Consider the following 12728-nt stretch of genomic DNA (forward strand, 5'->3'; position numbering starts at 1 on the left):
GACATGAAAGGCGCATCGCTTCGTCATCAGCCCCCCCAAGCCCCGAGCCGCAAGCCGGTGCCACGGGGCGCCAGCCGCATGGTGGCTAAAGAGCCGATGTCGGCGCGCCTGCCGAAAGCCAACTTTGCCTTCCTCAAGGCGCTGTTCTGGCCGGTGCTGCTGGTGGTACTGGGCTTTGGCACGTACGAAGGTGCGCAGCGTCTGTTGCCGTATGCCGACCGGCCGATCACCAAGATCAGCGTGCAGGGCGATTTGAGCTACATCAGCCAGCAGGCGGTGCAGCAGCGTATCGGCCCGTTCCTGGCCGCGAGTTTCTTCACCATCGACCTGGCGGGCATGCGTCGGGAGCTGGAACTGATGCCGTGGATCGCCCACGCCGAGGTGCGACGCGTATGGCCGGACCAGGTGACGATCCGCCTGGAAGAACAACTGCCCGTGGCCCGTTGGGGTGACGAAGCGCTGTTGAACAACCAGGGCCAGGCGTTCACCCCGCGTGAGCTGGCCAACTATGAGCACCTGCCGCAGCTGTTCGGGCCGCAGCGGGCGCAGCAGCAAGTGATGCAGCAGTACCAGGCCCTGAGCCAGATGCTGCGGCCACTGGGCTTCTCCATTGCACGCCTGGAATTGCGTGAACGGGGCAGCTGGTTTTTGACGACCGGGGCAGGCAGTTCCGGCCCGGGCATCCAGTTGTTGCTGGGACGCGACCGCTTGGTGGAAAAGATGCGCCGCTTCATCGCCATCTATGACAAGACCTTGAAAGAACAGATTACGAACATTGCGAGCGTCGACCTGCGTTACGCCAACGGCCTTGCCGTCGGCTGGCGTGAACCGGCTGCGCCCACGGCAGCGCAACCCGCTGTCGCGAAGAATTAAGAAGAGGCAGGACCCATGGCAAACGTGCAAAGCGGCAAAATGATCGTCGGTCTCGATATCGGCACCTCCAAGGTGGTGGCGCTGGTGGGCGAGGTCGGGGAAGACGGCACGATCGAAATCGTCGGTATTGGCACGCATCCGTCCCGGGGCCTGAAGAAGGGCGTGGTGGTGAACATCGAGTCCACCGTGCAATCGATCCAGCGCGCCATCGAAGAAGCGCAGCTGATGGCCGGTTGCCGGATTCACTCGGCGTTCGTTGGCGTGGCGGGCAACCATATCCGCAGCCTGAATTCCCACGGCATCGTGGCGATCCGCGACCGCGAAGTCAGCTCGGCCGACCTTGAGCGCGTCCTCGACGCCGCCCAGGCCGTGGCGATCCCGGCGGACCAGCGCGTGCTGCACACCCTGCCGCAGGATTACGTGATCGATAACCAGGAAGGCGTTCGCGAGCCGCTGGGTATGTCGGGCGTGCGCCTGGAAGCCAAGGTCCACGTGGTGACCTGCGCCGTCAACGCCGCACAGAACATCGAAAAGTGCGTGCGCCGCTGTGGCCTGGAAATCGACGACATCATTCTCGAGCAACTGGCTTCGGCCTACTCGGTACTGACCGACGATGAAAAAGAACTGGGCGTGTGCCTGGTGGACATCGGCGGCGGTACGACCGACATCGCGATCTTCACCGAGGGGGCGATCCGTCACACTGCCGTGATCCCGATTGCCGGCGACCAGGTCACCAACGACATCGCCATGGCGTTGCGTACACCGACCCAGTACGCCGAAGAAATCAAGATCCGCTACGCCTGCGCCCTGGCCAAGCTGGCCGGTGCCGGTGAAACCATCAAGGTGCCGAGCGTAGGCGATCGCCCACCGCGCGAACTGTCGCGCCAGGCCCTGGCCGAAGTGGTCGAGCCGCGCTACGACGAGCTGTTCACGCTGATCCAGGCCGAATTGCGCCGCAGCGGCTACGAAGACTTGATCCCGGCCGGCATCGTGCTGACCGGCGGCACCTCGAAGATGGAAGGCGCGGTCGAACTGGCCGAAGAGATCTTCCACATGCCGGTGCGCCTGGGCGTGCCCCATGGCGTGAAAGGCCTGGGCGACGTGGTGCGCAACCCGATTTATTCCACCGGTGTGGGCTTGCTGTTGTACGGGCTGCAAAAGCAGACCGACGGCATTTCCCTGTCGGGCCCGAGCAACCGTGACGGCTACCGCAGCGACGACGAAGCCAAAGCGCCGTTGTTCGAGCGGTTGCAGGCTTGGGTAAAAGGGAACTTCTGATGAAGTTAGCTTCAAGCGGCAAGTTACAAGCTTCAAGAGGTACGGCGTTTCAGGCTTGCGGCTTATAGCTTGCAGCTTGGAGCTCCTACCGCAGTAAAAGCAGCATGAAATGCGTTGTAAGTGGTAGGCGAAAAAACTAGAGAAAATGAAAGGAGAGGGAACATGTTCGAACTCGTAGACAACATTCCCGCCAGCCCGGTCATCAAAGTGATCGGTGTCGGCGGTGGCGGCGGCAACGCTGTCAACCATATGGTCAAGAGCAACATTGAAGGCGTCGAGTTCATCTGCGCCAACACTGATGCCCAGGCGCTGAAAAGTATCGGCGCGCGGACCATCCTGCAATTGGGCACAGCCGTGACCAAGGGCCTCGGCGCTGGCGCCAATCCGGAAGTCGGCCGTCAAGCCGCCCTGGAAGACCGTGAGCGTATTGCCGAAGTGCTGCAAGGCACCAACATGGTGTTCATCACCACTGGCATGGGCGGCGGTACCGGTACCGGTGCTGCACCGATCATTGCCGAAGTGGCCAAGGAAATGGGGATCCTGACGGTCGCCGTCGTGACCCGTCCGTTCCCGTTCGAAGGCCGCAAGCGCATGCAGATCGCCGACGAAGGTATCCGTCTGCTGTCTGAAAGCGTCGACTCGTTGATCACCATCCCCAACGAGAAGCTGCTGACCATCCTGGGCAAGGACGCGAGCCTGCTGTCCGCATTCGCCAAGGCTGACGATGTACTGGCCGGTGCCGTTCGCGGTATCTCCGACATCATCAAGCGCCCGGGCATGATCAACGTCGACTTTGCCGACGTGCGCACCGTGATGAGCGAAATGGGCATGGCAATGATGGGCACTGGCTGCGCCAGCGGTCCGAACCGTGCACGCGAAGCCACCGAAGCGGCCATCCGCAACCCGTTGCTCGAAGACGTGAACCTGCAAGGCGCACGCGGCATTCTGGTGAATATCACCGCCGGTCCTGACCTGTCCCTGGGTGAGTACTCCGACGTGGGTAGCATCATCGAAGCCTTCGCTTCCGAGCACGCCATGGTCAAGGTCGGTACCGTTATCGATCCGGACATGCGCGACGAACTGCACGTAACCGTGGTGGCCACTGGCCTGGGCGCAAAAATCGAGAAGCCTGTGAAGGTCATCGACAACACGCTGCACGGCAGCCAGGCCAGCCAGGCGGCTGCCGCTCCAGCGCCTGCGCGCCAGGAACTGCCATCGGTGAACTACCGCGACCTGGACCGTCCGACCGTAATGCGCAATCAGGCTCAGGCCGGTGCCGCGGCGTCCCGCAGCCCGAATCCGCAAGATGATCTGGACTACCTGGACATCCCGGCTTTCCTGCGTCGCCAGGCCGATTAATGGAATGTATCAGGGCTATGAAGGTGATTGGTGTTCAGCAAAGGTCTGGTCTGCTATTATCGCCAGCCTTTGTTGATACCAGTTCGCAATTTGCGCTGAAGCGGTCCAAGCCATGATTAAACAACGCACCCTGAAGAATATTATTCGTGCCACAGGTGTAGGTCTGCACTCCGGGGAAAAGGTCTACCTGACCCTCAAGCCTGCACCTGTCGACACCGGCATCGTGTTTGTGCGTGCCGACCTGGACCCTGTGGTGCAGATTCCTGCTCGCGCGGAAAACGTTGGCGAAACCACCATGTCGACCACATTGGTCAACGGTGACGTCAAAGTGGACACGGTGGAGCACTTGCTCTCGGCCATGGCCGGTTTGGGCATCGATAACGCCTACGTCGAGCTCTCCGCGTCCGAAGTCCCTATCATGGATGGCAGCGCTGGACCCTTCGTATTCTTGATTCAATCTGCCGGCCTGGAAGAACAGGACGCAGCCAAGAAGTTCATTCGCATTCTGCGGGAAGTGACAGTAGAAGACGGCGACAAGCGCGCCACCTTCGTCCCGTTCGAAGGCTTTAAAGTGAGCTTTGAGATCGATTTCGATCACCCGGTATTCCGTGACCGCACCCAAAGTGCAAGCGTGGATTTTTCCAGCACTTCGTTCGTAAAAGAAGTCAGCCGCGCCCGTACCTTTGGTTTCATGAGTGACATCGAGTACCTGCGCAAGCACAACCTCGCACTCGGCGGCAGCGTTGAAAACGCCATTGTGGTCGACGCGGATGGTGTACTGAACGAAGACGGCCTTCGCTACGAAGACGAATTCGTGAAGCACAAGATCCTCGATGCAATCGGTGACCTCTACCTGCTGGGCAATAGCCTGATAGGCGAGTTCAAAGGCTTCAAGTCGGGCCACGCCCTTAACAACCAGCTGCTGCGCAAGTTGATTGAGCAGACAGACGCTTGGGAAGTCGTGACCTTCGAAGATGCCAGCACCGCACCGATCTCTTACATGCGTCCCGTTGCGGCGGTGTAAGTAACAACTCTCTTTCTTTAGTTTTTAAAGGCTGCCTTCGGGTGGCCTTTTTTTATGGATCGCATTTTTTGTGGTGAGCGGGCCGATCAAAGCTTGGTGGTATCAACGATCCGGTTACGCCCCGAGTGCTTGGCCTCATACAGTGCCAGGTCCGCACTGTGCAGCAAGGCCTCCAGCGATATGCGCCGGTGTTTATGCCAGGTGCTCATGCCGATACTCACGGTAATCGGCTGTTCATCCCCCGCCATCCGTGGCAAATGCTCGACGTTGCTGCGGATATGTTCGGCGATTACCCAGGCGCCCTTGGCGTCGGTATCGGGCAGCACTACTGCAAACTCCTCACCGCCGTAGCGCGCCGCCAGGTCGGCCGGGCGACGGATATTGCTGCCGATTACCTGGGATACGATGCGCAGCGCCTCATCCCCGCCGCTATGACCATGGCGATCGTTGAATGCCTTGAAGTGGTCTACATCGATCATCAGCAACGTCAGTGGCTCCGTCGAGCGCTGGGCGCGGTCCCATTCCAGGCGCAGGCGCTCGTCAAGAATGCGCCGATTGGGCAGCCCGGTCAGGGCGTCGGTGGCTGCCAGTTCTGACAGCACCCGCTCGGCGCGATAACGCCGGCGCAGTTCCCGGCGCAGCATCCAGGTGAGCCACAACAGGCCGATACACAGAATGCCCGTGGCGCCGCTGGTCAACAGCGCGGCGCGTTTCCATGGCGCGAATACGTCTTCACTGGAGAGAGCCACCACCACAATCAGCGGCAGTTCACCCACATTGGTGAAGGTGTACAGGCGTTTCTTGCCGGTGATGGTCGAGACGGCCTGGAAGCTGCCACTGCCTTCACTCAGGATGCGTTTGAAGTTTGCTCGCTCGCTCAGGTCCTTGTTGATCATGTCGCGTTCAAGCAGCGGCTGCTGGGCCAACAGCACGCCGTTGGTGCTCAGCAGGTTGACGCTGCTACTGTTGCCGATGGTCAGGCTGCTGAACAGTTGGTCGAAATACGCCAGGCGCATGGTAGCGACCGCCACACCGGCGAATTCGCCGTTGGGGCCCGATACGCGTCGACTGAATGCCATGCGCCAGACCTGATCGCAGTCGCAATGGATCTCGAACGGGCGGCTGATAAACAAACCGGCCTCGGCATTCTTGATATGTACCTGGAAATAATCGCGGTCGGCAAAATTGCGCGGGGTGGGGCGCAGGGTCGAGGAGTCAGCGATCACGGCGCCATTGGCGTCCAGCAACAGCACTTCACCCTTGTAAGGGGCCGCCGTGGACAGGTCGAACTGCACCAGGTGCTGGATATTCTCGGCCACCCGCGACAGGTCTTCGCGTTGTTTGGCGGCAATCAACCCCTTGAGGGCCAGGTCATACAGTTCGACGTTACGCAGCACGTCGGCATTGATCAGTTGGGTGATGTTGGTGGTTGAACGTTTGGCCGCCGACAGGGTGCTGGCATGTTCGCGCATCAACAGCACAGCGACGATGATCACGATCAGAACAACGGTGAGGCCACTGCCGAGCATCAGCAGCAGTTCGGGGTGTGCGGGGCGTGCACGAAGACGATGTTGACTCATCGGGGAGGCTTCAGCGGTGAGGATAATGGCAGTTTAGTGGTGCCTGATAAAAATTAAACACCTGGTTAAAAAGAAAGGTACGCGCGCTGGAATACGTCAATCGGAGCGCCGTCGCTAATGGCCATTGTTCCTCTGGCAGCAGGGGGGTTAGATGGGCAACGTGATACCAAAGGTATTGCCGCCACCGTCGCTGTGCACGAACACATCGCCGCCATGCATCAGCGCAATCGCCTTGACGATGGCCAGGCCCAGGCCATGATTCGCCCCGCTGTTACTGCGTGACGCATCCACCCGATAGAAACGTTCGAACAAGCGTGGCAAGTGCTCGCTGGCGATCACCTCGCCGGGGTTGGTCACGCTGATGGCCACCTGGTGTTCCTGCGTTTGAATGTTCACGTCGATCACCTCGCCCGGCGCGGTGTGCTGCACCGCGTTGCTCAGCAGGTTGATCAAGGCGCGGCGCAGGTGGGCCTTCTCGATCTGCACCTGGGCGTCACCCCGCACCCGCACCTGGACCTGGGCGTCTTCAAGGATAAAGTCCAGGTAGTCGAGCGTGGTCGCCACTTCATCGGCCAGGGAGCTTTGGATCAGCTTGGTGGCCTTGCTGCCTTGGTCGGCGCTGGCGAGGAACAGCATGTCATTGATGATCGAGCGCAGGCGCTCCAGTTCTTCGAGGTTCGATTGCAGCACCTCGAAATAATGCTCGGCCGAACGCCCACGCGTCAGCGCCACCTGGGTCTGGCCGATCAGGTTGGTCAGCGGTGAGCGCAGTTCATGGGCCACGTCGGCATTGAACGATTCCAGGCGCGAGTAGGCTTGCTCCACACGGTCGAGGGTGGCGTTGAAGGAGTTGACGAACTGGCTCAACTCGGGCGGCAGCGGCGACAGCTGCAGGCGCCCGGAGAGCTTCGGCGGCGCGAGTTTCTGCGCTTCATCGGAAAGTTTGCTCAAAGGCTTCAAGCCGATGCGCGAGACCCAGAAGCCAAGCAGCGCCGCCAGTACCACGCCGACCAGCGCCAGGCTGACCAAGGCCACCAGCAGGTGGTGCTGGGTGGCGCGGAAGTTTTCGGTGTCGATGGCAATCATGAAGCGCAGCGGCGGGCGTTGTTCCTTGGCCGCAAACTGGCTCACCAGCACCTTGAACGGATAATCGTGGCCGGGCAGGTGCAAGTCGCGCTTACCCGTGGGACCTGCGGCAAAGGCCCGGATCTGCGCATTCGGCTCACCGTATTCGTAGCTCGGGTCACTGCTGACCACCCAGAAGCGGATGCGCTTGTCTTCCTCGCCCAGCAGTTTGAGCTTGGCCTTGATCTTCACCCAATGGTCCGGCGTACCGAAGCGATTCACCGAGGATTCCAGCACGCTGTAGCGCGCATCCAACTCCGCCCCCGGCAACAGGCCCAGCCCACGGTCCACCTGCTGGTACAACGCGCCGCCGATCAGCACGAAGATCAGCAGCGCCACCAGGGTGAACATACCGCTCAGGCGCAGGGCGATGGAATTAGCCGACACTGCGGTTCTCCAGCACGTAGCCCATGCCACGAATGGTGTGCAGCAGTTTGTGTTCGAACGGCCCATCGAGCTTGGCGCGCAGGCGCTTGATCGCCACTTCCACCACGTTGGCGTCACTGTCGAAATTGATGTCCCAGACCATCTCCGCAATTGCGGTCTTGGACAGGATCTCGCCCTGGCGCCGCGCCAGCACGCTGAGCAACGAGAATTCCTTGGCGGTCAAGTCCAGGCGCTGGCCGTTGCGACTGGCCTTGCGGCTGATCAGGTCGATCCATAGGTCGGCCACGGTCACTTGCACGGGCTCATGACCGCCGCTGCGACGGGTCAGGGCCTGCAGGCGCGCCACCAGTTCGAGGAACGAAAACGGTTTGCCGAGGTAGTCGTCGGCGCCTTCGCGCAGGCCGCGAATGCGGTCTTCTACGCGCTCGCGGGCGGTGAGCATGATCACCGGCGTCTGCTTGCGCGCGCGCAGCGCCCGCAATACGCCAAAGCCGTCGAGGCCGGGCAGCATCACGTCGAGCACGATCACCGCGTAGTCGTTTTCCAGGCCCAGGTGCAGGCCCTCGACGCCTTCGCGCGCCACATCGACGGTGTAGCCCTGTTCCGTCAAGCCGCGGTGCAGGTAGTCCGCGGTTTTTTCTTCATCTTCAATAATCAGGACACGCATGACCCCGCCTCAATGTGTGGTCGCCAGCGCGGGCGCTGGTTTGGGTCTATGGAAAAATTTCTCAAGGTACAAGTATATGACCGGTGTGGTGAACAGTGTCAGCGCCTGGCTCACCAGCAACCCGCCGACCACCGCGATACCCAATGGCTGGCGCATTTCCGCGCCGGGGCCGGTACCGAGCATCAACGGCACGGCACCGAGCAGGGCGGCGAGGGTAGTCATGATAATCGGCCGGAACCGCGTGACGCAGGCTTCATAAATCGCTTCTTCGGGCGGTAACCCGCGCACGCGTTGAGCTTCCAGGGCGAAGTCGATCATCAGGATGCCGTTTTTCTTGACGATGCCGATCAGCAGCACCAGGCCGATCAGGGCCATGATCGAAAAGTCCTGGCCCAGCAGCCACAACATGATCAGCGCGCCCAGGCCGGCCGACGGCAAGGTGGAGATGATGGTCAGCGGGTGCACGAAACTCTCATACAGCACACCGAGGATGATATAGACCGCCACCAGCGCCGCCAGGATCAGCCATGGCTGGCTGGCCAGCGAACTCTGGAAGGCCTGGGCGGCGCCCTGGAAGTTGCCGATGAGGGTGCTCGGCATGCCGATGTCGTTCTTGGCCTGGTTGAGCATGATCACCGCATCGCCCAAGGCCACGCCGGGCGCGAGGTTGAATGACAGGTTGGCCGCCGGGAACATGCCGTCATGGCTGATGGACAGTGGCCCCACGGTGGGCGGATCGACCTTGGCCAGGGCCGACAGCGGCACCATCTCATCCGTCAGCTTTGATCGCAGGTAGAAGTAGTTCAGGCTCTCGGCCTTGCCACGCTGCTGGGTATCGAGCTCCAGGACCACCTGGTACTGGTTGATCTCGGTCTGGAACTCATTGATCTGACGCTGCCCGAACGCGTCGTACAGCGCCTGGTCGACATCGGTGGCGGTCAGGCCAAAGCGCGCGGCGGCCTGGCGGTCGATGCTGATGTGGGTGATGCTGCCGCCCAGTTGCAGGTCGTTGGACAGGTCGCGGAATGCCGGGTTGGCGCGCAATTTTTCGGTGAGGCGCTGGGTCCAGGTGTTGAGTGTCGGGCCGTCGTTGCTCTTGAGCACATATTGGTATTGGGCGCGGCTGGGGCCGGAGCTGAGGTTGATGTCCTGGCCCGCGCGCAGGTACAGGACGATGCCCGGCACTTTGGCCAGTTTCGGACGGATGCGGTCAATGAACTGGCTGGCCGACACATCGCGGTCACCGCGATCCTTCAAGGCGATCCAGAAGCGCCCGTTGGCGATGGTCTGGTTGCTGCCGGTCACGCCCACCGAGTGGGAAAACGCCTGCACCGCCGGGTCGGCCTTGATGATTTCGGCCAGGGCCTTGTGCTTGGCGACCATGTCCGGGTACGACACATCGGCCGCCGCTTCACTGGTGCCGAGCACAAAACCGGTGTCTTGCACCGGGAAGAAACCCTTGGGGATAAACACGTAGCCGACCACCGCCAGGGCCAGGGTCGCGACGAAGATCGCCAGCATGCTGCGTTGATGAGCCAGCGCACGGCGCAGGTTGCGCGCGTAACCGGCCAGCAGGCGTTCGCTGAAGCCGGGTTTGTCGTGGGCCGGGTGGGTGGGCGCGCGCATGAACAGCGCGGCCAGGGTCGGTGCCAGGGTTAACGACACCACCACCGAAATCAGGATGGTCGAGGTTGCCGTCAGCGCAAACTCCTTGAACAAACGCCCGACCACACCGCCCATGAACAGCAGCGGAATAAACGCCGCCACCAGCGAGAAGCTGATGGACACCACGGTAAAGCCAATCTCGCCGGCGCCCTTGATCGCCGCTTCGCGCTGGTCGAGACCGGCTTCCAGGTGACGGTGAATGTTTTCCACCACCACGATGGCATCGTCCACCACAAAACCCACGGCGATCACGATCGCTACCAGGGTCAGGTTGTTCAAACTGAAGCCCATCACGTACATCAGCGCAAAGCTGGCGACCAGCGACACGCCGAGTACGCTGGACACGATCAGCGTCGCCGACAGCTGGCGCAGGAACAGCGCCATCACCGCCACCACCAGCAAAATCGCAATCAGCAGGGTCACCTCCACCTCATGCAACGAGGCGCGGATGGTCTTGGTGCGGTCGCTCAATACGCTGACCTGCACCGAGGCTGGCAGCATGCCTTGCAGGCGCGGCAGCTCGGCTTGAATGCGGTCCACGGTCTCGACGATATTCGCGCCGGGCTGGCGCGAAATCACCAGGTTCACCCCAGGTGTGTCACCGGACCAGGCCTGCACGTAGGCGTTTTCCGAGCCGTTGATGACTTTGGCGATATCACGCAGTTGAACCGGTGCGCCGTCCTTGTAGGACACGATCAGTTGCGCGTAGTCATCGGGGTGAAACAACTGATCGTTGGTCGACAGGGTCGACACGCTGTGCTTCCCGTAGATCGCGCCCTTGGCCAGGTTCAGGCTCGATTGCTGGATCGCCAGGCGGATATCCGCGAGGGTCAGGCCGATGGCGGCGAGTTTGTCGGGAGAGGCTTGCACGCGGATCGCCGGGCGTTGCTGGCCGGTGATGTTGATCTGGCCGACGCCGTCGATCTGGCTGATCTGCCGCGCCAGCAGAGTTTCCACATAGTCGCTCAGCTCAGTGCCGGGCATGCTGTCGGAGCTGACGCTGAGGATCAGCACCGGGCTGTCCGCCGGGTTGACCTTCTTCCAGGTCGGCAGGCTCGGCATATCGCTGGGCAGTTTGCCGGACGCGGTGTTGATCGCCGCCTGCACTTCCTGTGCGGCGGTGTCGATGCTCTTGTCGAGGGTGAATTGCAGGGTCAGGAGGCTTGAGCCCAAGGCGCTGCTGGAGGTCATCTGGGTCATGCCGGGGATGGCGCTGAATTGCACCTCCAGCGGCGTGGCCACGGAGGAGGCCATGGTGTCCGGGCTGGCGCCGGGCAACTGTGCGCTGACCTGGATCGTCGGAAATTCCGCTTCCGGCAGTGGGGCGATAGCCAGGCGCGGGAAGGCAATCATCCCGAGCAATACCAGGGCGAAGGTCAGCAGCAGGGTGGCGACGGGGTGGTCGACGCACCAGGCTGATGGCGAACGGCTCATGGCTGCACCTTGGCATCGACGGTCTGGATCACCTGCGGCGGCTCCTTCAACACCTCCACTCGCGCACCGGTCTTGAGGCGCGACTGGCCATCACTGACCACGATATCCCCGGCCCGCACGCCGTTGATGATGCTCACGTTGCTGTCTTGAAAGGTCACTTGCACCGGTACCACCTCGACCTTGTCCCCGTTGACGCGGTACACGAAATGCGAGTCCAGGCCGCGTTGCACCACGGTAGGCGGCACCACCAGAGCATTCTTGTCGAGGGCGGTCTGGATCTTGATGCTCACCAGTTGCCCCGGCCACAGGCGTTGCGAGGGGTTGTTGAACTCGGCCTTGGCGCGCAGGGTGCCGGTGGTGGAACTGATCTGGTTGTCGATCAGGCTCAAGTGGCCTTCGCCGAGCAAGTCGCCGGTCTGGCCGTCGGTGTCGGCGCCCAGGTAGGCGTCGACGCTGGCCTGGGTGGGCGCGGCGATCAGGCCTTGCAGGGTCGGCAGCATCTGTTGCGGCAGGGAGAACTCGACGGCGATCGGGTCGATCTGGGTCACGGAGAACAGGCCCTGGATGTCGCTGGTGCGCAGGAAGTTGCCTTCATCCACGTTACGAATACCCACGCGCCCGCTGACCGGCGAGCGAATCTGGGTGTAGGACAATTGCACTTGCGCCGAATCAATCGCGGCCTGGTTGCCTTGGGCTGTGGCCTTGAGCTGGTTCACCAGGGCTTGTTGCTGGTCATAGGTCTGCTTGGACACGCCGTCGTCGACGCTCAAAGCCTTGTAGCGCTTGAGGTTGACCAGTGCCACCTGCAATTGCGCCTGGCTCTCGCCCAATTGCGCCTTGGCCTGGGCGAGGCTGGCGCGGATCGAGCGATCATCGATTTTGGCCAGCAGGTCGCCGGCCTTGACCAATTGGCCTTCCTTGACCAGCAGTTGGGTGAGAATGCCGTCGACCTGCGGGCGAATGACCACGCTGTGCAGTGATAACACCGTGCCGATACCGCTGACGAAACGCGGGATGTCCTGCTGCGCCACGCTCACCACCCGTACCGGGATCGCGGTCGGTGCCGCCAGTTTGGTCTTGGCCGGGCGGGTCAGCGCCCAGGCCGCAACGGCGACTACCACGAGGATACCCGCGATCAGGGCGGTTTTTCGTTGAATGTGCATTGGGGTGAGGCGCCGGTGCAAAGGATGGGGAGAGTGAGCGGTCTTTATAGCCCGCCAACCCGGTCAGCACGGTGACTGCTAACTGACAGCGCTGTCAGCCAACTCCAACCGTTCGTACAGCCGGTGGTTAAAGATCCGAGGCGCGCAGGTATACTGCGCGCCAGTGTGGCCGG

The 12728-nt window shown here is 61.8% G+C and carries 9 protein-coding genes; 4 read left to right on the forward strand and 5 right to left on the reverse strand.

The genetic code is table 11. The features are described 5' to 3' along the window. Positions 1 to 3 precede the first annotated feature (3 nt). From AB4O05_RS09630 to lpxC, 4 genes are all read left to right on the forward strand, one after another. Positions 4 to 873 (forward strand): cell division protein FtsQ/DivIB, encoded by an 870-nt coding sequence (locus AB4O05_RS09630; protein WP_460131380.1) that lies wholly within the window; start codon positions 4 to 6, stop codon positions 871 to 873. A 15-nt stretch (positions 874 to 888) separates the two neighbouring features. Then, a complete protein-coding gene (gene ftsA / locus AB4O05_RS09635; RefSeq protein WP_460131378.1) occupies positions 889 to 2151 on the forward strand; it encodes a cell division protein FtsA in 1263 nt (420 codons plus the stop codon). Positions 2152 to 2313: 162 nt separating this feature from the next. Beyond that, complete coding sequence (ftsZ, locus tag AB4O05_RS09640) at positions 2314 to 3510, forward strand: cell division protein FtsZ (protein ID WP_078823296.1); 1197 nt, start codon at positions 2314 to 2316, stop codon at positions 3508 to 3510. A gap of 112 nt (positions 3511 to 3622) precedes the next feature. Further along, positions 3623 to 4534, forward strand: coding sequence for a UDP-3-O-acyl-N-acetylglucosamine deacetylase (lpxC, locus tag AB4O05_RS09645; RefSeq protein WP_003171886.1), 912 nt, complete (start codon positions 3623 to 3625; stop codon positions 4532 to 4534). Between the two features lie 86 nt (positions 4535 to 4620). Here the strand turns inward: lpxC and AB4O05_RS09650 are convergent, their stop codons facing one another. From AB4O05_RS09650 to AB4O05_RS09670, 5 genes are all read right to left on the reverse strand, one after another. Next, positions 4621 to 6114 (reverse strand): sensor domain-containing diguanylate cyclase, encoded by a 1494-nt coding sequence (locus AB4O05_RS09650; RefSeq protein WP_460131376.1) that lies wholly within the window; start codon positions 6112 to 6114, stop codon positions 4621 to 4623. Positions 6115 to 6261: 147 nt separating this feature from the next. After that, positions 6262 to 7626 (reverse strand): heavy metal sensor histidine kinase, encoded by a 1365-nt coding sequence (locus AB4O05_RS09655; RefSeq protein WP_460131374.1) that lies wholly within the window; start codon positions 7624 to 7626, stop codon positions 6262 to 6264. Beyond that, positions 7616 to 8293, reverse strand: a complete 678-nt coding sequence (locus AB4O05_RS09660; RefSeq protein ID WP_460131372.1) for a heavy metal response regulator transcription factor — start codon at positions 8291 to 8293, stop codon at positions 7616 to 7618. Before AB4O05_RS09660 ends, AB4O05_RS09655 begins: the two co-directional genes overlap by 11 nt. 9 nt (positions 8294 to 8302) lie before the next feature. After that, entirely contained in the window at positions 8303 to 11392 is a 3090-nt protein-coding gene (locus AB4O05_RS09665) for a multidrug efflux RND transporter permease subunit (protein WP_460131371.1), read from the reverse strand. Beyond that, the gene (locus AB4O05_RS09670; RefSeq protein ID WP_460131370.1) at positions 11389 to 12555 is read right to left on the reverse strand and encodes an efflux RND transporter periplasmic adaptor subunit; all 1167 of its coding nucleotides are present in this window, start codon (positions 12553 to 12555) and stop codon (positions 11389 to 11391) included. The genes AB4O05_RS09665 and AB4O05_RS09670 overlap by 4 nt, the downstream gene beginning before the upstream one ends. Positions 12556 to 12728: the final 173 nt, after the last annotated feature.

It is taken from the genome of Pseudomonas sp. S1_G07, assembly GCF_054668565.1.

Coding starts and splice junctions, on each gene's coding strand:
- AB4O05_RS09630 (WP_460131380.1), top strand. CDS start 4: ATGAAAGGCGCATCGCTTCGTCATCAGCCCCCCCAAGCCCCGAGCCGC.
- ftsA (WP_460131378.1), top strand. CDS start 889: ATGGCAAACGTGCAAAGCGGCAAAATGATCGTCGGTCTCGATATCGGC.
- ftsZ (WP_078823296.1), top strand. CDS start 2,314: ATGTTCGAACTCGTAGACAACATTCCCGCCAGCCCGGTCATCAAAGTG.
- lpxC (WP_003171886.1), top strand. CDS start 3,623: ATGATTAAACAACGCACCCTGAAGAATATTATTCGTGCCACAGGTGTA.
- AB4O05_RS09650 (WP_460131376.1), bottom strand. CDS start 6,114: ATGAGTCAACATCGTCTTCGTGCACGCCCCGCACACCCCGAACTGCTG.
- AB4O05_RS09660 (WP_460131372.1), bottom strand. CDS start 8,293: ATGCGTGTCCTGATTATTGAAGATGAAGAAAAAACCGCGGACTACCTG.
- AB4O05_RS09665 (WP_460131371.1), bottom strand. CDS start 11,392: ATGAGCCGTTCGCCATCAGCCTGGTGCGTCGACCACCCCGTCGCCACC.
- AB4O05_RS09670 (WP_460131370.1), bottom strand. CDS start 12,555: ATGCACATTCAACGAAAAACCGCCCTGATCGCGGGTATCCTCGTGGTA.